General features: G+C 44.7%; 20 protein-coding genes. 14 read left to right on the top strand and 6 right to left on the bottom strand.

Going from position 1 to position 20,567, the window contains the following annotated elements; translation table 11 throughout:
• Window positions 1–20: 20 nt before the first annotated feature.
• Window positions 21–1,181, bottom strand: a complete 1,161-nt coding sequence (locus tag OCU87_RS24640) for an MBL fold metallo-hydrolase (RefSeq protein WP_261858839.1) — start codon at window positions 1,179–1,181, stop codon at window positions 21–23.
• Between the two features lie 110 nt (window positions 1,182–1,291).
• Here OCU87_RS24640 and OCU87_RS24635 point away from each other — a divergent pair, with 110 nt between their 5' ends.
• The 3 genes from OCU87_RS24635 to OCU87_RS24625 all read left to right on the top strand — a co-directional run bounded on the left by OCU87_RS24635 (window position 1,292) and on the right by OCU87_RS24625 (window position 3,910).
• Window positions 1,292–1,900 (top strand): TetR/AcrR family transcriptional regulator, encoded by a 609-nt coding sequence (locus tag OCU87_RS24635; RefSeq protein ID WP_261858838.1) that lies wholly within the window; start codon window positions 1,292–1,294, stop codon window positions 1,898–1,900.
• 135 nt (window positions 1,901–2,035) lie between these two features.
• On the top strand, window positions 2,036–2,905 hold the full coding sequence (locus tag OCU87_RS24630; RefSeq protein ID WP_062692057.1) for a LysR family transcriptional regulator: 870 nt from the start codon (window positions 2,036–2,038) through the stop codon (window positions 2,903–2,905).
• 231 nt (window positions 2,906–3,136) lie between these two features.
• The gene (locus OCU87_RS24625) at window positions 3,137–3,910 is read left to right on the top strand and encodes a hypothetical protein (protein WP_261858837.1); all 774 of its coding nucleotides are present in this window, start codon (window positions 3,137–3,139) and stop codon (window positions 3,908–3,910) included.
• A 75-nt stretch (window positions 3,911–3,985) separates the two neighbouring features.
• Here the strand turns inward: OCU87_RS24625 and map are convergent, their stop codons facing one another.
• Both map and OCU87_RS24615 read right to left on the bottom strand, forming a co-directional pair.
• Window positions 3,986–4,756: a type I methionyl aminopeptidase gene (gene map / locus OCU87_RS24620; RefSeq protein ID WP_062692059.1), complete on the bottom strand. Its 771-nt coding sequence runs from the start codon at window positions 4,754–4,756 to the stop codon at window positions 3,986–3,988.
• Window positions 4,749–4,955 (bottom strand): ParD-like family protein, encoded by a 207-nt coding sequence (locus tag OCU87_RS24615; RefSeq protein WP_094958845.1) that lies wholly within the window; start codon window positions 4,953–4,955, stop codon window positions 4,749–4,751. The genes map and OCU87_RS24615 overlap by 8 nt, the downstream gene beginning before the upstream one ends.
• 214 nt (window positions 4,956–5,169) lie before the next feature.
• Here OCU87_RS24615 and OCU87_RS24610 point away from each other — a divergent pair, with 214 nt between their 5' ends.
• The gene (locus OCU87_RS24610; RefSeq protein WP_062692061.1) at window positions 5,170–6,336 is read left to right on the top strand and encodes a glutathionylspermidine synthase family protein; all 1,167 of its coding nucleotides are present in this window, start codon (window positions 5,170–5,172) and stop codon (window positions 6,334–6,336) included.
• 124 nt (window positions 6,337–6,460) lie between these two features.
• Here the strand turns inward: OCU87_RS24610 and OCU87_RS24605 are convergent, their stop codons facing one another.
• On the bottom strand, window positions 6,461–9,757 hold the full coding sequence (locus tag OCU87_RS24605) for a S41 family peptidase (RefSeq protein ID WP_261858836.1): 3,297 nt from the start codon (window positions 9,755–9,757) through the stop codon (window positions 6,461–6,463).
• A 331-nt stretch (window positions 9,758–10,088) separates the two neighbouring features.
• On the opposite strand from OCU87_RS24605, the gene OCU87_RS24600 reads away from it, so the two are divergent.
• Window positions 10,089–10,967, top strand: a complete 879-nt coding sequence (locus tag OCU87_RS24600; protein ID WP_261858835.1) for an alpha/beta hydrolase — start codon at window positions 10,089–10,091, stop codon at window positions 10,965–10,967.
• 58 nt (window positions 10,968–11,025) lie between these two features.
• Here OCU87_RS24600 and OCU87_RS24595 read toward each other — a convergent pair whose 3' ends face one another.
• The gene (locus OCU87_RS24595; RefSeq protein ID WP_261858834.1) at window positions 11,026–12,093 is read right to left on the bottom strand and encodes a methyltransferase; all 1,068 of its coding nucleotides are present in this window, start codon (window positions 12,091–12,093) and stop codon (window positions 11,026–11,028) included.
• A 174-nt stretch (window positions 12,094–12,267) separates the two neighbouring features.
• The gene (locus tag OCU87_RS24590) at window positions 12,268–12,648 is read right to left on the bottom strand and encodes a hypothetical protein (RefSeq protein WP_261858833.1); all 381 of its coding nucleotides are present in this window, start codon (window positions 12,646–12,648) and stop codon (window positions 12,268–12,270) included.
• A gap of 141 nt (window positions 12,649–12,789) precedes the next feature.
• On the opposite strand from OCU87_RS24590, the gene OCU87_RS24585 reads away from it, so the two are divergent.
• The 9 genes from OCU87_RS24585 (at window position 12,790) to OCU87_RS24545 (ending at window position 20,555) form a co-directional block, all read left to right on the top strand.
• The gene (locus OCU87_RS24585) at window positions 12,790–13,530 is read left to right on the top strand and encodes a beta-ketoacyl synthase chain length factor (protein ID WP_261858832.1); all 741 of its coding nucleotides are present in this window, start codon (window positions 12,790–12,792) and stop codon (window positions 13,528–13,530) included.
• Window positions 13,531–14,316 carry a lysophospholipid acyltransferase family protein gene (locus tag OCU87_RS24580; RefSeq protein ID WP_261858831.1) on the top strand — a complete coding sequence of 262 codons (786 nt, stop codon included), beginning with the start codon at window positions 13,531–13,533 and terminating at the stop codon, window positions 14,314–14,316.
• Between the two features lie 39 nt (window positions 14,317–14,355).
• Complete coding sequence (locus OCU87_RS24575; protein WP_062692071.1) at window positions 14,356–14,613, top strand: phosphopantetheine-binding protein; 258 nt, start codon at window positions 14,356–14,358, stop codon at window positions 14,611–14,613.
• A 6-nt stretch (window positions 14,614–14,619) separates the two neighbouring features.
• On the top strand, window positions 14,620–14,877 hold the full coding sequence (locus tag OCU87_RS24570) for an acyl carrier protein (protein ID WP_261858830.1): 258 nt from the start codon (window positions 14,620–14,622) through the stop codon (window positions 14,875–14,877).
• The gene (locus OCU87_RS24565; RefSeq protein WP_261858829.1) at window positions 14,877–15,476 is read left to right on the top strand and encodes a COG4648 family protein; all 600 of its coding nucleotides are present in this window, start codon (window positions 14,877–14,879) and stop codon (window positions 15,474–15,476) included. The genes OCU87_RS24570 and OCU87_RS24565 overlap by 1 nt, the downstream gene beginning before the upstream one ends.
• Window positions 15,477–15,487: 11 nt before the next feature.
• A complete protein-coding gene (locus tag OCU87_RS24560) occupies window positions 15,488–16,861 on the top strand; it encodes an AMP-binding protein (RefSeq protein WP_261858828.1) in 1,374 nt (457 codons plus the stop codon).
• An 89-nt stretch (window positions 16,862–16,950) separates the two neighbouring features.
• The gene (locus OCU87_RS24555) at window positions 16,951–17,298 is read left to right on the top strand and encodes an ApeI family dehydratase (RefSeq protein ID WP_062692075.1); all 348 of its coding nucleotides are present in this window, start codon (window positions 16,951–16,953) and stop codon (window positions 17,296–17,298) included.
• 3 nt (window positions 17,299–17,301) lie between these two features.
• A complete protein-coding gene (locus OCU87_RS24550; protein WP_062692078.1) occupies window positions 17,302–19,017 on the top strand; it encodes a glycosyltransferase family 2 protein in 1,716 nt (571 codons plus the stop codon).
• A gap of 5 nt (window positions 19,018–19,022) precedes the next feature.
• Window positions 19,023–20,555, top strand: coding sequence for an HAL/PAL/TAL family ammonia-lyase (locus tag OCU87_RS24545; protein ID WP_261858827.1), 1,533 nt, complete (start codon window positions 19,023–19,025; stop codon window positions 20,553–20,555).
• Window positions 20,556–20,567 lie beyond the last annotated feature (12 nt).

Genomic DNA, 20,567 nt, shown 5'->3' with positions numbered 1-20,567 from the left:
GACGAGTGACCCAGCCTTAATTACCTTGCTTCATTCATTATCAATGATTGTTCTGGCTGATTGATCCTTTTCCACCAGTAGTCTGTTGTTACCGCTTGCGAGAAATCCAAACTGTCTCCAACCATAGGTGTCACAAGGGTCGCACCATGCATGTGCGCTTCTTCAACCAAATCATTCACAGGTTCATCCCAACGGTGCAAAAACAACTCATAGGTAGACCAGTGTACGGGAAACAGTTTCTCCGCTCGCACATCAAGGTGCGCCTGCATGGTATGGGAGGCTTGCATATGCCCCCAGCCCTCAACGGGATACCCTTTCCCATCTTTCACGTTGGCTGCTACTTCAATGAAGGATAAATCAAACGGCCCTAAACGCTCACCGATCTCGGTAAAATGCTCACCGTATGCGGTATCGCCACTGTAAAAAACGCTGCCCGCATCAGCCTGAATAGCCCAAGATGCCCACAAGGTTTTATTACTGTCGAATAGACCACGTCCTGAATTATGATTAGCTGGCGCAGCTGTTAAGGTCACGCTGTTGATCTCTTTATGCTCCCACCAGTCAAGCTCATCAATCAAGTTAGGATCGATGCCCCAGCCTTCAAGGTGACGACCCACGCCTAAAGGCACTAAGAAACGCACACCTTTATCGGCAAAGTAACGAGCCGTAGATTCTTCAAGGTGATCATAGTGGTCATGCGAAATAACAATTACATCAGGCAATGGCAGATCTTCACGCTTAATAGGCGCTTCAACATTACGTTTAAACAAACCAGAAAATGCCGCAGGCGCTGCATAATCAAACACAGGGTCGATAAGGATTCGGGTACGGTCGACTTCCACAAACAAAGAGGAATGCCCTAACCAAGTGACACGCAATGCACCACTCGGTGTCGCCAGTGCAGCTACATCTACCGCGTTATAAGGTAAAGCCTGAGCTGGCTTCATTTGGCTACGTTCGGCAAAAAAGCGCCACATTAGCTTTGCCATGCCTTCATCCGTATCCACCTTGACCATGTTCGAAATAACGTTGCCATCTTTAAATTGAGGCGATTGAGCAATACGTTCTTGGCGAATGTCTTCGCTTCTTACCAAATCGCCCGTAACGTTGCCACCAGCAGCACCAGCTAGGCCAAGTACGCCTAAAACAGAAATCAACGATGTCTTCACTACTGTGTTCATAATTGCAGCTAGCCTCAAAAGTAAACGATGGTGTATACTTTCAATATTATTGGTTTCCACAGAAAAGTAAACACAACCGTTTACTTTTATTTTTGGCAAAAAGGCAATTTATGGCTAAAGTGGCTGAAATTAAACAAGAAAATATTATTCGTTCGGCGATAAATATTTTTGCTGAAAAGGGCTTAGAGCAAGCAAGTATGGAGGCGATAGCTAAACAGGCTGAGGTATCTAAACGTACTTTGTATAAGTATTACCCGACCAAAGACAGCTTATTTTCAGTGATTGTCGATAGGTTACTTGATGGCTGTAAGGTAATGAAAACCTTAACCTTTGACGCAGATGTAGAGATTAGGTCGCAGCTCGTTGCGATTGCCCAAAAAGAAGTGACGCTGCTGTGCCAAACGGAATTTCTCACGCTATCACGCATGGTGATGACGGAGTGTATTCGCTCAAATGTGATCGCTAATATCATGCTAGAAAGATTACAGAACCTCGAGGGGGGCTACAGCTTTGAGCAGTGGATCGAAAATGCCAATGTCGCCAATAAACTCACCGTTCCTCATCCGCAGATTGCCGCAGAGCAATTTTTTGCCAGCTTAAAAGCCGTTGTTTTTTGGCCTCAAATTTTGATGCACCAGCCTATCGCGTCAGAACAACAACAACAGCTGGCAATCACATGCGCAGTAGATCAATTTTTAGCGGCTTATATTCCAAAGTAAAACTCAAAAAGAAGGCCCCTTATTTAGATGCCTAGGTAAGACACCCAAAGTGGGCGCTTAATTAAATTCACTATCGCGACTCTGACTCTACCAGTTCACACTACAATATTTATGGGTAGAAGAAGGTAGCAGTGTATGAATATAGAGCAACTGAGTGCTTTCGTTACAACAGCAGAAACAGGCTCATTCAGTGCCGCGGCTCGCCGTTTAGGTAAGAGCATGCCAACGATCAGTCAACTCGTAGGTAATCTAGAGATTGATTTAAATCTTGAACTTTTTGATCGAAGTGGTCGCTATCCAAGCCTGACTTCAGCAGGCATTGAGCTATATGATTACGCTAAATACAGCGTCGACAGCGTTAGCGACATTACCCTAAAAGCACGAAGCCTTAATGCTGGCGTAGAAAACAGCCTTCAACTCGGACTTGAATCAGCACTGTACGATAACTATATCCTCCCCCAGTTGAGTAACTTTCATCTCGCTTTTCCACAAACTAACCTTAGTTTTATACGGCGGAACACCCATCAATTACGAACGCTTGTAATTGATGGTACGATCGACTTAGCCCTTGGCTATATCGACACCATTATTCAACCCAGCGAGTATCACTCTCACAGCTTTGCTAAAGATACGATTGTTGCTGTAATCGGCGAAAAGCATGCGTTGGTAGGTAAAACAATTAGCTATTCGCAACTCAATCAACAACTGCAATTATCCTTCTCTATCGTTGAAAGTATTGAAGGCAGCAAACACGGCAAACCATTATGGCTTTTTGAACACCCAGGTAGACTGAAAGAGGTTTTACATCAAGGGATTGGCTGGGCATTTGTTCCCAAATCTTGGGTGAAAAATGAACTGAGTAATGGTCAATTTAAAAAATTACAGTTGGACTTTCTCCATCAAGACATCCACTTAGAAATTGAACTCATGACATCTAAAACACGAGCTGAAGGGCCTGCGCTAACTTGGTGGAAAGACGCCATTCTGGCATCTGTTCTAAAATAACATCGCTTAATATTTAGCCGTCCCTGGTGACCCCTTTACTAACCATGCCTTGTACTTGGTAGAAGGTATGTATCGCCCCCAACCTATCCCCTGCAAGCACAGCTCACCTATAGGTCAAACCTTGAGTACCTCAATTTTATGAAAGCAATTATTGGTTAATAATCCACCGCATCAGGAGACGATGCCAAGGAAAAGGGCTCAACTCATTAATCAATTTGCAATGGTGTACTCATGAATAACAAACTCAAATTACTTGGCATAGTCCTTATTCCTATGATGCTAACAGCATGTAATGGCGGCGGTAGTAGCAATAATGGACACCGTAGCGGTGGAGAAGATGGTTGCCCTAGAGGAATGGAGCGTGAGCGCGGCGTTTGTGTTCCAGATGACGACAATGGTCATCGCTCGAAGCCTAACCCTGGATTTCCTGGGTCAAACGGAGAGATCAGTACCGCTGGCTTTTACAACATGATCAGAGATAGTGAAAATGTAGCGACCATTGATAGCAGAGGCAATGTCCTATTTTGGGATGACTACTATGAAGGAGACCGAAAAGTAGAAGCGACCGCCAATGTCCGAGCAAGTGTAAAAATCGATCAAGACTATTTTGAACAACGAAGTTGTCGTAAAGGTGACAGCTCATATGGCTATGTACGTCCCCACGAATACCGCTTCAGTCAGCAATCTGGCAGTGTACAATTTGCGACTAATTGCGGTGAAGATAATGGTGGAATATACCAACAGCAAGCACATAGAAAGCAAACCATGGGCCAACAAATGATCCTCACTTCCATTGATGGTATCGTCATCGAAGTCACAGATAATCAAATCATGGATGAGCAAGGTAATATTGCCATGCTAGAGCAAAACAATCACTTGACCACACAAGCTGGCACTGAGGACTGCGAGCAAGAGTACATCATTACCGATAACGCCTTAGCCATATTGCCAAGCGACCTTTGTAAAACACCGACTTTTACACCGGGGATCTATAAAAATCAGTAAGTATCTAGCCATACTGTGGCAGAGAACAATGTGAGCTCCTGCTTTAATCTTATCTAAAAGCAGGGGACCCTTTGTCTAATACTCGTCAGGGCGCAGAGTTAATATTTCAACCCCATCTCTTGTTACTGCCACTGTATGTTCCCACTGTGCTGATAATTTCTTATCACGGGTCACCACAGTCCAGCCATCTTTTTTGGTTTTGGTACGGTGCGTTCCTTGATTGATCATTGGCTCTATCGTAAACGTCATGCCTTCTTTGAGCACCATACCCGTACCTGCGCGACCAACATGTAGCACTTGCGGATCCTCATGCATTTCTTGGCCAATACCATGACCGCAATATTCACGAACTACGCTATAGCCATGGCTTTCAGCATGTTGCTGTACCGCATGACCAATATCCCCTAAACGCGCACCAGGTTTTACCTGTTTAATCCCTTTCCAGAGCGCATTATAGGTTTCTTTTACCAACTTACGCGCTTGCGGCGAAACATCACCAATCATGTACATTTTACTGGAGTCAGCAATATAGCCATTTTTCTCTAAGGTAATATCAAGATTAATAATGTCGCCGTTTTTCAAAGCTCGGTGAACCTGTGGCATACCATGACAAATCACATCATTAATCGACGCGTTAAGCACATAAGGGTAATCGTACTGTCCTTTACTGGCAGGGCGTGCACTTAACGTATTCACAATGTAATCATCTACCCGATCATTGATTTCCATGGTAGTCACACCAGCCACCACAAAGCTGTCTAGCATGGTGAATACATCGGCTAGCAAGCGGCCTGATTCGCGCATCAGCGCTATTTGCTCTGGTGTTTTAACAACAACATTAATCATTGATCAGCCCTTGTAGTGTTAGTGATTCACTCAAAAGTAATTTACGGACTAGTTCGTTATAAGAGAGCGTTGGGTTGAGCTCGGCCATCATGCCCATTTTTATCCAAAACTCAGCTTGAGAATTAATTGAACGCGACATTGCACCACTGGCTTTACGAATTTCTTCATGCAGTTCTTCTGAAATTTTAACGATTCCCATCGTGAACATCCTGATACTTTTCATATATGGTTTATATATAAATCATATACAGATTACTTAACAAGGTAAACCCCAAGGTCATTTAGGAAGAAGGAAATGCTAAACTGCGAAATAGACTTGAAATTGAATGAAGATCGCTTGCTATCATCACGAGGTAAGTGGCATATTCGCTTACATATCAGCACGATAATTTAAGATTAAGGTAGGATGACCCATGCTTCGGATCAATGCGCAGGAAAGACCGCACTGGCGTGCATTAGCGAAAGAATATGGCTTCGGTTTTCACTCTATGTATGAAGACCCCTACTGGGACGAAACGGCATACTACCAATTTACTCTGAAGCAAATAGAGCAAGATCTCGAAGCACCCACCGAAGAGATCCACCAAATGTGTTTAGCCATGGTCGATAAAGTGGTTAAAGACGAGTACTGGTTACAACGCTTTCAAATTCCCGAAAATATGTGGCAAAACGTGCTGGATTCATGGAAACGTCAAGAACCGTCACTCTATTCTCGCCTCGATTTTGCCTACGATGGTAAAGGCTTTGCTAAGTTGTATGAAAACAATGCCGATACTCCAACATCACTGTATGAAACGGGGTTTTGGCAATGGTTGTGGCTTGAGGACTTAGTCGATAATGGCCAACTCCGTCGCGATGCCGATCAGTGCAATTTGCTACAAGAGTTGCTGATCAAACGCTTCAAAGAGCTGTCTAGCATGCAGCCAGGGCAGACCATTCACTTTTCGTGCTGTAAAGATACAGTTGAAGATCGCGGTACAGTGCAATACATCGAGGATTGCGCCAGAGAAGCGGGACTATCGACGGCGTTTGTTCACGTTGAAGACATTGGCATCAATGGCAACAACGAATTTACCGATCTCAAAGACACCCCTATCCGCTGGATGTTTAAGCTTTACCCTTGGGAAGATATGTTTCGCGAAGATTATGCGCAATATTTAGATCAATCCAAGGTTAACTGGCTCGAACCAATGTGGAAGTCCGTGCTAAGTAACAAAGCCTTACTGCCTTTATTGTGGAAAGAATTTAAAGGTCACCCTAACCTACTACCTTCATTTTTCGCCGACGATCGTGAATTATCGACGCTAAAAGACTATGTTGTAAAGCCACTATTTGCTCGCGAGGGGGCGAATATTACGGTGGTGAAAAATGGTCAGCAAATCTTACGCGTCGATGGTCCGTACGGCGACGAAGGTGTGATTTATCAGGCTTTTCATCCACTACCAAAATTTGGTGATAACTACACGCTAATCGGCAGTTGGCTGGTGAATGATGAAGCCGCAGGCATCTCCATTCGCGAGGACAGCTCGCTGGTCACCCAAGATATGTCACGCTATATTCCGCATGTGATCATGGGGTAGTCAGCCAACCGGCTTTTCCGCCTAAAAAGCATGACATGAACATATCCCCTAGAACGCAGAATATAAAAAAACAGCCTCATTCATCATGAGGCTGTGATCTTTTAACTAAAGCACTAGTCGCGTACTAAGGTGTAAGCTGTTTCATCGCTTCGCTGATTGCGGCATCTAACTGTGCATCTTGACCTTTTGACACTTGCTCTGGGGTATTAAACACCAAGACATCAGGTTGAAGTTCTAAGTTCTCGTAATATTGCCCTGTCATATTTTTAAGAGGCAAATACGGGAAGCGATAACGGATTCCGTCGTACACTTCTGATTCAAACCCAGTCACAGCAGTACCTGTACCAGGCACAGGTTCACCTATGATAGGACCTACCTTCAGATCTTGAAAATACTGACTAAACGCAGAAGCTTCTGAATATGAGGCAGAGTTAGCAATCACGAATGAAGGCTTCAACCAATTACGACGACTCGCATCTGAAGCGGCTCGCCCTGCATGCGGCACGACATCAGCAACTTTACGCGCTGTGAGAAACTCAATCAGTGTATCTGCTAAGAAACCACCACCATTAAAACGCACATCAAGTATCAACGCATCTGCAGAACGGAAACGCCCTAACGCTTCAGAACGTAAATGTTGAAAGGATTCATTACTCATGTCTGGCAAGTAAACATAAGCAACTTTACCTTTGGTTTGCTTGGTCACATAGTTACGACGTTCAATCTCCCAACGCTTCGCTGCCAACGCAGATAAACCAGCACTATCTGTCGGTGTAACTCTGACATGCCGCTCTTTGTTGTTTATAAGGCTATTGCTTTTAGTTAGGGTCAATTCAACTTGTTGTTCCGCTTTATGGTTTAAGGCTTTTGCTAGTTCAGGCAAGGTCGTTACAGGCAGACCATTAACCGCCACCAGCTTATCACCCGCATTTAGCACCACATCACTAAGATCCGCAGGACCGCCCGGTAGAATACTATCAATCACTAAACCTTCGCTCGGTGCTTTCGCCGAGCTGGTTGCCCGCTGGCTTGTAAACACCAAACCAAGAGCCGCGGTATCATCTTCTGTATTTTTTTCACGGGGATCACCGTAACCACCGGTATGGGAGGCATTTAGTTCGCCATATAGCTCACTGATCAGCACACCTAAGTCTCTATCGTTATTAATATGCGGTAAAAACTGCAAGTAGAACTGGCTGTAATATTGCCAATCTACCTTCCCCATATCCTGACGATAATAAAGCTGCTCGGTTTGCTTTAGCATTTGCTGATAGGCCGCCACTTTGCGCGGTTCATGACGATAATCAATCGGCAAATTAATCGGAATATAAGTTTTATCTGCCGTTTCCAAATCGACTTTCACAACATCGGTATCGAGCTGTAAATACATCACACCTTGCTGCGGGCGTATCACACTGGCCATCGCGAGAGGTAAATCATTAAACAATAGCTCGGTTTGCTGTTTACGAATATCGTACACAAAGCTACGTGTCAGCTCATCACCGTCCGGTGCCTGCTTAGCATCCACCACGTACAGTTGATCACCAAATAAGGCAAAATCGAGGATATTGCCCGAGAATGGAAACTCAAAGGCTTGGCGGTATTCAAGGTTGCGCGCAGAAAAAGCATACGACGGTATTTCATCCTCTTCTAACGCCACTTCATTTTGGTAATCAGCCTTCGCCTGACCATTTGTAAAGACTCCTTTAATAACATAGTTGGCATCTTCACCATCGGTACTTTTCAAACCGCCTTCGGTCGATAACCAACTGAGAATACGGCTGTCATCACTCCACTTCGGCAAAGTGTTATAAAAGCCATTTTGCGATACATTCACCGCAGGCTTTTTACCCTCAGCATCAACAACTAAAATATCGTTATTATATGGTGATGGGTTCACATGTACCGCAAGTTGGCTCGAGTCTGGCGACCAAGTAAATTGTAGGCTCCCTCTTTCGCTCACATTTTCAGGCGAGATAAGTTCACTACCTAATGCCAGTTTCTGGGCCCCTTTCAAGGTACTAATTAATTTTTCAGGGAGCGTCTTACTCGGAGCGTAGTTATCAAGATCAATCACATGGAGCGAACGTCCACCCACAACAAAAGCCAACTTTTTCCCATCTGGGGAATATTTAGGCTGTGTAATGTCGACCCCATCCACTTGTAAAAAGGGGGTTTCATCAACGACAGGAGCCGTTGATAGTGGCTCTTCATCCATCAAGGATTGCGTTATATACAAGCCCCAATTACCGTTTCTTAATGCCGCATATAGCACGCCATAACCATCGGGGGTGTAGACCATTTGTTTCTCAGCAGCCGCTGAGTTAGTCAAACGCTGCACTTTGTCTTTCTCTGTATCTAAAGCAAAAATATCACCGTAACTCGCCAGTAGCATTTCATCAGAGTCGGTATCAGCACCTGGGTTTGCAGGCATGAATGCCGAGGCATGGCTGGCAGAAAAATAACGATCCTGACTCGGTGCAAAGTGGGCAATATTTAGTGCGATTTTCTGAGGCTTATGGCTCCCTTTACCCAAGCGATATAACTCACCACGGTAAGAAAATGCAATATCACCATTGTCGGCAACAGTTAAGTCTCGCACTGGGTGTTGGGCAAATTGGGTAAGCTGCGATGTTTCTTTAGTCGCTAAATTGTAATACCAAACATTAAAGTCACCACTTTGCTCACTCAGGTAGTAGAAGCCATCACGATTGTGATCCCAGATTGGCGATTGTGCCGCGATACGATCTGGTGTTAATTGGCGGTGCTGTTTTGTTTTCGCATCAAATAGCCAAATAGTCGGAACAGCAAACGAAGACTGATGCTTACGGTAGCGCTGATCTTTATGAGGCGTGTTATACAGTAATTTATCTTGCTTTAAATTCCACGTCGCGTGACGAGCAGGAATAGCAAGAACGCTTTGCATAGCACTATTGGCGAGATTTACAGTATAGAGCTGATTACCAGGCGAACCAAAAGACCATGGACTGGCTTGGCTATAAAAATCTTGGTCTGTCGGTGTTGAGCGTGTCGTTGAAAATAACACCTGCTGCCCATCAGGTGTGAAGCCTGTAGGTATGTCACTGCCCGAGTTATAAGTCAGACGCTTCATCGCCAAGCTGTCTAGTGACAAGGTGAAAACATCATCATTACCAAAAGGGTTAGCCGCAAAGGCTAAGGTTGAATTATCCGCTGACCAAGTCAATGCATGAGGATAAAATTCACCGCCAGTCAGGGCACGAGCATCCCCTCCTTGGCTGGGCGCAATATAGATTTTGCTTTGGTAAGTAAAAGCTATTTTACTGCCATCTGGTGATAGGGCTGTATTTTTCAGCCAAAGTGGATCGTTATTGGCGTAAGAAAAAGAAGCAGAGCATGCTGCGACGAGTGCGCAGAGGTACTTGAGCGAGGTGGTTGGCATTATACCTTTCCTTGAGACTCATCCGTTTGTGAATGGTAATGATTTTACTTATTATGAACAATGTACATAACTATCATTCATCCTCTCGACTTACAAGCAAAGAAACGCCCCCAACCTCTCATCCTTACCGTTAATTTTTTGAAACACAGCCTTTACGATACAAAAAAACAAAAAGATTATTCTTTTTATAGTCAACACCTTAGCCATCGCTTCCTTAGCTACTCTGCCACCATTTCTAAACTCTCAGATCCAAAACGCATCAAGGTGCGTATTACTTATTCGAGCTAGTTAAAAGCATGACTGCTAGCAAAAGGCAATTTGAGAGGTAACTATGTTGAGATCGATTGTACTTTTTCTTACGGTGCTTTATTTACAAGGCTGTGCCAACAGTACCTTCTTCTCACCATCAAAAAGCGCCGAGTTGAACCCAGAAGTTCGCTGGTTAGCATCGCAATCAGGTAACGACATTGCATACCTATGGTTGCCCACCGAGCATCCAGAACCACAAGGCGCTGTCATTCATTTCCACGGTAACAGCGGCCACATGGAAGAAACCCAAGAGAAAGTTGATTGGTTGACCCAGCACGGGTACGACGTGATGGTATTTGATTACTCAGGCTTTGGTCATTCTTCAGGTGTTGTTAGCGACGAAGCCGCTTATTTAGATGCTATTACTGTGCTCAAATACATTGAGCAAGTGAAAGCCTCAACCTCTCAACCTGTCTACACAGTAGCAACCTCTACAGGGGGAAATATATTCCTTCGTGCATGGGCAGATAATCCCATTGCAATTGATGGCGTGATCATCGATTCATCCTTTACGAGCTATATCGACACCGCAGAACATGTGGTGGAACAAGGTGCATTGGGCGAGTTATTTTCATGGGTAGTGCACCTGATCATGCGCGATGATTATGCTGCTAATCAAGTGGCTGAAAATCTACCTGTGGCACCATCATTGGTACTGCACTGTGAACAAGACAGTGTCGTTCCTATCGAATTTGGCGAGGGAATTTATGACCAGCTACAAGGGGAAAAAGAGTTTTGGCGCTTAGCGGGATGCAAGCATGCTCGTGCATTAACCACTCAGCACCCTGAATATCAGCAGCGCTTGGTGAGCTGGTTACAACAAACCGCACCTGATCTATCACCAAGTGGTGAAGAGCCAAGTACGGTGTTAGCAAGTAATCAACCAGTGCCATCACTGTGAACCAGCAATAGCAATGACACTTTATTAACGGTTGTTTACCTAACGTATCTAGTGGACGCTATTTCGCTTTCAATTCTAATAGCGTATGGCCTAAGCCAATATCATCAGTACGTGTTGCAACATCAAAACCCGCTTCTTCCACGAGTTCTAAGAAATCTTCACTGCGGTAGAAACGGCTATTACCGTTCGCTAGACAGGTGAAGTAAAGCGACGTTGCATTCAGGCTAAATGAAGCAGCATCGTAACGCTGTGCATCCCAGAAAAGCTCAAGGATATATACTGTTGCGTCTTCATCCATCGCTTCACGTACGCGACGAAGAATACTTAAGATTTCCATTGGTGAGAAACAGTCAAGGAACTGGCTCATCCACCACACATCTGCACCACTTGGCAATGCTTGGCTCTTATCTAGCATATTGGCAGGGAAACCATTAACGCGATCAGCAAAACCTTGCTCTTTGGCGTTTTTCATTGCCATTTCGATCTGCTGTGGCAAATCAATGATGGTCACTTCAACATCAGCATCGTGATTACAGCACTGAAGCGCCCACTTGCCCGTGTTACCACCAATATCAAACACACGTTTTGGCTTGGCCGCAAACACGCGCTCTAATAAAATCGGGAATGAACGATCAGAATAGAAGTGATCAAAGTTAAACCAGCTCTCTTTTGCTTTTTCAGGCAGTTGTGACAAGCCTTCATAAATAGTTGGCCAATCGCCCAACTCTTTAAGGCCAGCTGGTGTACCTTCGGTGATCGCTTCGGTTAGGTGCATCATCGCGGCGTAACAAACGTCTGCGGTGAAATCCATATTCGCGCGTGTCATACCATCGTGCAGCAAGAAGTAACCCAGTTTCGCTAATACATAGTTTGGTTTGTGCCATGTCACGATATGCGCACTCAACGCCATATCGAGCAAGACCTTCACACCGTATTCAGATACGCCAGTTTGTGCTGCGATTTGATCCGCGTTTAATCCTTCACTACCTGCTGAGTCTAGCGCTTCTAAAATACCAAGGTCACGTAGAGTACGTGCGGTATGAAAAACGATTGGCGCAAAAGCCAATTTCTGAGCTTCCGTTTTTGCTTCTAAAGCAGTGAACGGGTCTTGTTGATATTGAGTCACAAAAAACCTAATTATTTATATAGATGAGAAAACGTTATTATATTTGCCGCTATATTCGTTCTAAGAATATAAAGAGTATAGGTTGTTATCTATACTCTTTATATTTGTAGCAAATAGGCCAACATTAACAATGTATTGACCTATTATATAATAATGACGACCAGTATAATTAAACTATAGCGCTGCTAGCTTTTTCTTAATATCGACATCTAAGTTATTTATCCAACGATTATAGTTATGGTGGATCTCACCATCTTCGTATTGTAAATTCTCAGAGCTAACATAATGAATTGAGTATGTTTTTGCATTATACTCAACGTCAATTATTGCTTTGTGTGTACGTTTGATAATTTCACCACGAATCGTACCCGGCTTGGTTTCTTGCATGATCCAACCACGATCAGCACCTGATTGCAATATTGCGCTTCGTACCTGATCAACTTTTACGTTATATGATACAGGTGCGTTATCAACATTAAGAACTGGTTGTGTACGACTACAGCCAACGACACTGGTTAGCACTGCGGCAATAATAAGCCCTTTAATGAGTTTCATGAGAGTTCCTTAATCGACTTAGTTGTAATAGAACATTGATTTATTAGTCAGCAATCATATATCCTGAACGGAAAATCGCTAGTAGTTTTATTATCTTTAATAATGCACTCTGTTTCGTAAAAATTAAGTAAACGATTGAAAATGAATAACATATCTTTCAACATCAATAAGCTGATGCCTTTATCTGCTGGCTTAACATCCGATGCAGAATGGCTGTATTGGGCGGAAAACGATCATGAATGGCTAATGCCAACGGCAACAGTGCCACACGATCTTATTCCACCGATGGCACGTCGACGTATGAGTCAGCTAAGCAAAATGGCAGTGCAATCGGCCATTGCTATCAGCCAAGAACAAGAAGTTGATTATATTATCTTTTCCAGTCGCCATGGTGAGCTGACTCGCACTGTTCAACTTTTACAAGACATTCTTGCTGGGCATGACGCTTCACCGACGGCGTTCTCACAATCAGTCCATAATACAGCGGCAGGCTTGTACACCATTTTAACCAAACAGGCGATTCCAGTATCGTCATTAAGTGCAGGTGAAAACACCTTCCCTTCTGCGCTTATCGAAGCAAATAGTTATTTGGCACAACATCCATCACACCAAGTGTTAGTGGTCGATTTTGATCAGCCAGTCCCGGACATTTACCGTAGCTTCACTCAGGAAACGTTTCATGGTTACGCTGTTGCCATGCTGCTAACTCAAGGTGCCGATTTCCAGCTCAGTTGGACAGCTAACCGCAGTGAACAGGTTCAATATCCTTTGCCGCACGCGCTTACTTTGGTGTCTCATCTCCAATTAAATGACTCACAATGGTCAATTAACTCGCAACGCAACCAATGGAATTGGCGCGTAGCAAGCGGAGAAAAGAAGTAAATGGCGCACACCGTACCCATAAAGGCCGAATTTAACCGTTATTGGCGTATATTTGCGACGGGTTTTTGCTTTTCGCTGTTTGGCATCGGTGCGCTGGCGTTAACGTTTATTGCCTTTCCAGTCATGACGTTGTCGGCGCGTAACCAGCAGCAACGTGAAATGCGTGTTCAGGCCATTATTCAACGTACCTTTGCTTTTTTCTGTCGCACCATGAAGTTTACGGGCGCGATTGATTACGAATTTATTGGCGAAGATATTCTGCGCCAAGACCGCAACTGCTTAGTGGTGGCTAACCATCCAAGTTTGATTGACTACGTGCTTATCGCATCACGCATGCCACAATGTGATTGTTTAGTTAAAGCGGCATTGTGGAATAACCCTTTTATTAAGGGCATTGTAAAAGCGGCAGGATATATCCCTAATCGTGATCCCGACAACCTGATAAGCGACTGCTCAGAGCGCCTTGATGATGGCAATGTTTTACTCATATTCCCTGAAGGAACACGTACGACACCCAAGCAAAAATCGAAACTTCAACGAGGAGCGGCGCAGATTGCGATACGCACTCAAAGTGATATAAGATTAATCCACATCACAGTTTCGCCATCCTTTCTGACCAAAGGAAGCAAGTGGTATAAAGTACCAAAAAATAAACCTTTTTTTCGCGTAGAAGTAAAAGATAAAATACAAACTGCGCGTTTTATTGATAATGCAGACTCTGTGACAACAGCAGCTCGACATTTGAACAGCCACCTTGCGGAAGTGCTTTTTCCGCCTGCGGCTTGATAAGAAACCATCGATTTCATTTATTACAAGTAGGCCAAAATGGAACAATTACAGACAGAATTAAAAGCTTTAATCATTGAAGCACTAAACTTAGAAGATATCGCTGTCGACGACATTGAAACCGATGCACCACTATTTGGTGACGGCCTTGGTTTAGACTCTATCGATGCACTGGAACTTGGTCTTGCGATCAAGAAAAAGTACAACATCGTTATCGATGCTGATGACACGAAAACTCGTGAACACTTTGCTTCAGTAGCAAATCTAGCTAACTACATTGCAGCAACCAAAGCGTAATTCATTATGACCGACGTAAACCGTAACGAAGTATTTGAGCAAGTGCGCAATGCACTGGTTGAGTTGTTTGAGATTGATGCTGCTGACATCACGCCAGAAGCGCAACTTTATCAAGAGTTAGACCTAGACAGCATCGATGCAGTCGATCTTGTAGTGCACCTACAAAATCTCACTGGCAAAAAAATTAAGCCTGAAGAGTTCAAATCAGTACGCAGCGTGAATGACGTTGTTGATGCTGTAATTGAACTACTGAAGGAAAGCTAATGCGCGCGCTGACGGCTCTGTCAGCGATTGCTTTATTAGCTTATCCGCTAGCAGTTTACTATGGCCTTAGCCGATGGGGGCTTGGGGTTGTAGCCGGGCTGCTAGCGTTTTTATTTTTGCTTCGCATTATCGCTGGAAACCAAACTCGGTTACGAGAACTCAGATACGTTGCTTGGCTAAGCGGCGCGACAGGTATTGTACTCACCTTACTCGGCACTGTATTTCAACAAGAAGGGTGGTTTACTTTTTACCCTGTCGTTGTCAATACACTGATGCTAGGCCTGTTCGGTATGAGCTTGTGGCAAAAAGAAACCCTAGTCGAGCGTTTAGCTCGCCTTCAAGAACCAGATTTACCCGCCAGTGGAGTACGGTACACCCGCAAAGTAACGAAAGTGTGGTGTGCGTTTTTTGTCGTTAATGGCTCAATTGCGCTATACACCTGTTTTCAACCGTTAGCGGTATGGACACTTTACAATGGCTTAATTAGCTACTTAGCCGCTGGCACTTTATTTATCGCTGAATTCATTGTTCGCTTCTTTGTGCGAGAAGATGTGACGCAAAAAAATGACCAGCAGCAAGACGAAAAGAAAAGCAGGTAAAAGAGGCAGCCATGATACAGACCATTTCCTATACCTCGCTAGCGAATGTGATGCTTACCAAGCGTCTGCCTGAATCGCTAGTCGCTTTTCAAGATGATACCCAGTGGCAGCAATTTCAGCGTGATGTGAGTGAGTTAACCACTTACCTCAATACTCAGCCCCAATTACGTTGGGCCTTGTGCTTTGCTGACAGTTACTACTTTGCGGTTGCCTTTATGGCTTTATCGCACAGCAGCAAACATATTATTTTGCCGGGTAATCATCAGCCAGCCGCTTTAGCAGAGCTTGCTGAACAGTTTGAAATTCTATTGCACGATGATGCAGTCGCGACCATTGTAGGTATCCCCTCATTGGCTCTTCCTTTTACAGGCGATGCAAATACAAAGTTCAATACATCAGAATTTCAAGCTCTTGATTTAGATGCTTTGAAGCTCACCCTTTTTACCTCTGGTTCAAGCGGTACGCCAAAAGCCATCGAAAAATCATTATCAGGCATTGCAACAGAAATTGATGTGCTGGAATCTCTTTGGGGCGAGCAGTTACTCGAGGCAAAAATAACCAGTACGGTTTCCCACCAGCATATTTACGGATTGCTCTTTCGCATACTGTGGCCGTTATGCAGTGGCCGTGCTTTTGCTCGTCAGGATTTAACGTATCCAGAACAAGTCATGGCACAGGCATCTGCCGATACCATCTTGATCAGTAGCCCTGCTCTCTTAAAACGCCTAGCTGATATGACAGCGACATCACCTTACCGCCAAATATTCTCCTCTGGTGGGCCATTGCCCCATTCAGCGGCGCAACAAAGCGAACGACTATTTTCGTGTTTGCCTGTAGAAGTATTTGGCAGTACTGAAACAGGCGGGATTGGCTACCGCCAACAGCATGAAACAACAACCCCATGGCAGCTATTTCCCTGCCACCAGGTCATGTTGAATGCAGAGCAATGCCTACGCTTACAATCGCCGTTTATTGATGCCGACACTTGGTACCAAACCAGCGACCAATGTGAACTCTTGCCGAATAACCAATTTCAGCTAAAAGGTCGTGCTGATCGTATCGTCAAAATCGAAGAGAAACGTATTTCATTAGTAGATGTTGAACAACGTTTAAGTCAACTCGCTTGGATTGATGAAGCAGCAGTATTGCCTCTCGATGAAGGCCATCGCCTAGTGTTAGGCGCGGTGATAACCCTAACGCCTGCGGGTCAAACAGCACTCGCTGAAATGGGAAAAGGAAAGTTATGGCTAGCAATTCGTCAGCAACTACGACAATGGTTAGAGCCTGTGGGTATTCCTCGTCGCTTTCGTGCCACGGATGAAATACCGATAAATAGTCAAGGTAAACGCCAATTCCAAGCGCTTGTCACGCTATTTTCAGACTAACCGTTAGCCATGTGCTTATTTCAACAAGTGGTTGTTTCTACCCGCTACACTCAGTAAGCAACCACGTAATAAAGCAGCGATAAATAACAATGACAAAACGAAAGCCAACCATCATCGAGCAAGCGATCACCGATCATCATGCGACGTTAACGCTACGTGTCGATGCGGATATTCTCGACTTTACCGGCCACTTTGCGCAGTTTCCTCTTCTTCCGGGTGTAAGTCAGATTGATTGGGCAACCTACTACGGTCAGCAACTATTACAAGCTGCCCCTAAGTTTGCAGGGATGGAAGTGATTAAGTTCCAAGAGCCTATCACCCCAGACATGGTGATAACACTCAAACTGGAATGGGTTGAAGATAAGCAAAAGTTGTACTTCAGCTACCTGTCTGACGCAGGTACACACTCATCAGGCCGCATTAAGTTAGGGTATTAAAGCATGACGACTTTCCGCCCTTGCTTTCTGATCCCCTGCTATAACCATGGCAAAACCGTTCCTGCGGTTGTCGATGCATTAGCGAAATATGGTTACCCCGTGATCATTGTTGATGATGGCAGCAATGATGAAACTCAAACGATTTTGGCAGAACAGGCCCAGCGAGCCCTTGTCACTGTCATCACGTTAGCGAACAACCAAGGCAAAGGCGGGGCTGTTATTGCGGGGTTTGAAGAAGCGTTTCGTCAAAGCTTTAGCCATGCGATTCAAATAGATGCTGATGGTCAGCACGATCTGGATGCCTTACCTAAACTTATTGATGAAGCACATTCTCATCCGACGGCGGTTATTTCAGGTTGCCCGGTATACGATGAATCGGTACCGAAATCTCGGTTATATGGCCGTTACGCCACCCATGTTTGGGTCTGGATAGAAACATTGTCGATGAGTATTAAAGACAGCATGTGTGGCTTTCGTGCTTATCCTATCGGGCCAACCATCAAAGTATTGTCACGTAACACTATCGGTCAGCGGATGGATTTCGACACTGAAATCTTAGTTCGTATGTACTGGGATGGCTGTGATATTCGTTTTGTCGAGACCAAGGTAATTTACCCAGAAGACGGCTTATCACATTTCGACGTCCTGTGGGACAACGTAAAAATTAGTGCGATGCACACGCGTTTATTCTTTGGCATGCTGCCACGCATCCCACGGTTACTAAAGCGCAATAAACAGAAAAAAGCCTTACTCAAGGATCAAGAGACAACCACAAATATCCATTGGTCTAAGCAAAAAGAGCGCGGCACCGTGATTGGCATCAAACTGCTGATGTGGGTGTATTCAATCTTTGGTCGTCGTGTATTTGCAGCTTTACTCAAGGCTGTGATTGGTTACTACTACCTCATAGGTGCAAGTGCTCGTAAAGAGTCTGAACACTTTTTGGCACAAGTGAGCCAATATGCTCACGATAATAATCAGCCATTACCAACGCCCTTTAACAGCTACCAACACCTGTTATCGTTTGGTCATACCATGCTTGATAAACTGGCGGGATGGCGTGGGGATTTAAGTACCCAAAACATCACCTTACATGGTAGTGAGCACCTTGCGGAACTGACTGAAAGTAAACAAGGGATTATCATTCTAGGCTCACATTTGGGCAACTTAGAATTATGTCGCGCACTGAGCCGTGATTATAAAAGCATTAAAATTAACGCGTTAGTGTTTACTGAACACGCAGAACGCTTTAACTCAGTAATGAAAGCAGTCAACCCAGATTCAGAACTGAACTTAATTCAAGTCAGCTCTCTGGGGCCAGATACTGCCATATTATTACAACAAAAACTCGAACAAGGTGAGTGGGTCGTGATTGTGGGCGATCGCACATCGGTCACCAAAGAACAACGCTCAATCTGGGCCGACTTTTTAGGCAAACCCGCCCCCTTCCCACAAGGGCCGTTCATGCTTGCAAGCGTGTTAAAAGCCCCAGTTTACCTCCTGTTTGGTTTACGAGACGAACAGCAAGCAACACCCCATTTCGACGTGTATTTTGAACTATTTTCTAAACAGCTGACGCTGCCACGAAAAAACCGTACCGAAGCATTACAAAGTGCCGTTACTCGCTATGCCGAGCGACTTGAGCACTACACAATGAAAGCACCGCTTCAATGGTACAACTTTTTCAACTTTTGGCAGTTAAGTAATAAAAAAGACTAAATTTTATGAATAAGACAATAACCTTTGGCGCAGAGCGCTTAACGATTGAAGACGTGGTTGCGATCTCTAATGGCGCAAACGCAGAACTCAACAACTCTGCTGCTTTTAATGACAAGATTGACCGCGGTGTCGCTTTTCTGGAGCGATTGCTCAAAGAAGAAGGGGTGATTTACGGTGTAACAACGGGCTACGGTGATTCATGTACTGTTGCGATACCGACTGATTTAGTCGATGAATTACCGCTCAATCTAACTCGTTTTCACGGCTGTGGTTTAGGCGAAGACTTAGATAAACAACAAGCACGCGCCGTATTAGCCACTCGCTTGTGTTCGCTTGCACAAGGTGTTTCTGGTGTTAGTCACGACCTACTTAATCAAATCGTGACTTTGGTTAACAAAGACATCGCGCCGCGTATTCCACAAGAAGGTTCTGTTGGCGCAAGTGGCGACTTAACGCCACTGTCTTACCTTGCTGCTGCACTCATTGGTGAGCGCGAAGTCTTATACAAAGGTGAAATTCGCCCAACCGCCGAAGTCTTCAAAGAGTTAGGTATCAACCCTATCAAGCTAAAGCCCAAAGAAGGTTTAGCATTGATGAACGGCACCTCGGTAATGACGGCATTGGCTTGTATTGCCTATAAACGTGCAGAATATCTGGCGCAGTTGTCGACGCGTATTACTGCAATGGTTTCTGTAGGCATGCACGGTAATGACTTCCACTTTGATGAAGCATTATTCGCCGTAAAACCTCACCCAGGTCAGCAGCAGATCGCATCGTGGTTACGTTCGGATCTACAATCAGAGCGCCCACCTCGTAACAGTGACCGCCTACAAGATCGTTACTCACTGCGTTGCGCACCACACGTTATTGGTGTGCTGCAAGACAGCCTACCTTGGCTACGCCAGATGATCGAAAACGAACTTAATAGTGCGAACGATAACCCAATCATTGATGGTGACAACGAGCGCGTACTGCACGGTGGACACTTCTACGGTGGCCATATTGCGATGGCAATGGATACACTGAAAACAGCTGTCGCGAACCTTGCCGATCTGCTTGATCGCCAAATGGCACAGTTAATGGATTACAAGTTCAACAATGGCTTACCGTTTAACCTAACGGGTGCAGAAGGCGAACGTAAGCCAATTAATCATGGCTTCAAAGCGGTACAGATTGGTATTTCAGCATGGACAGCAGAAGCATTGAAACACACCATGCCTGCGAGTGTGTTCTCTCGTTCAACCGAGTGCCACAACCAAGATAAAGTCAGCATGGGCACCATTGCTTCACGTGACTGCCTACGCGTACTGCAACTCACCGAACAAGTTGCAGCGGCCTCGCTATTAGCAGCAACTCAAGCGCTTGAGCTGCGTAAAAAACATAACGAGTTAGATGACAATCACTTCAGCCCAGCACTAAAAGCGATGGCGGCTGCAGTGTTGAATGATTTTGAACCCGTGATTGAGGATCGCCCGCTAGAAGGTGACTTACGTAAGTTTATTGCGATGATCCAGCAACAACACTGGTCGCTATATTAATTTTAAAGGACG

It is taken from the genome of Photobacterium sanguinicancri (assembly GCF_024346675.1).
Lineage (GTDB): Bacteria > Pseudomonadota > Gammaproteobacteria > Enterobacterales > Vibrionaceae > Photobacterium > Photobacterium sanguinicancri.
Note: the sequence above shows the minus strand (reverse complement) of the source record. Positions and strands in the feature narration are given on the sequence as shown.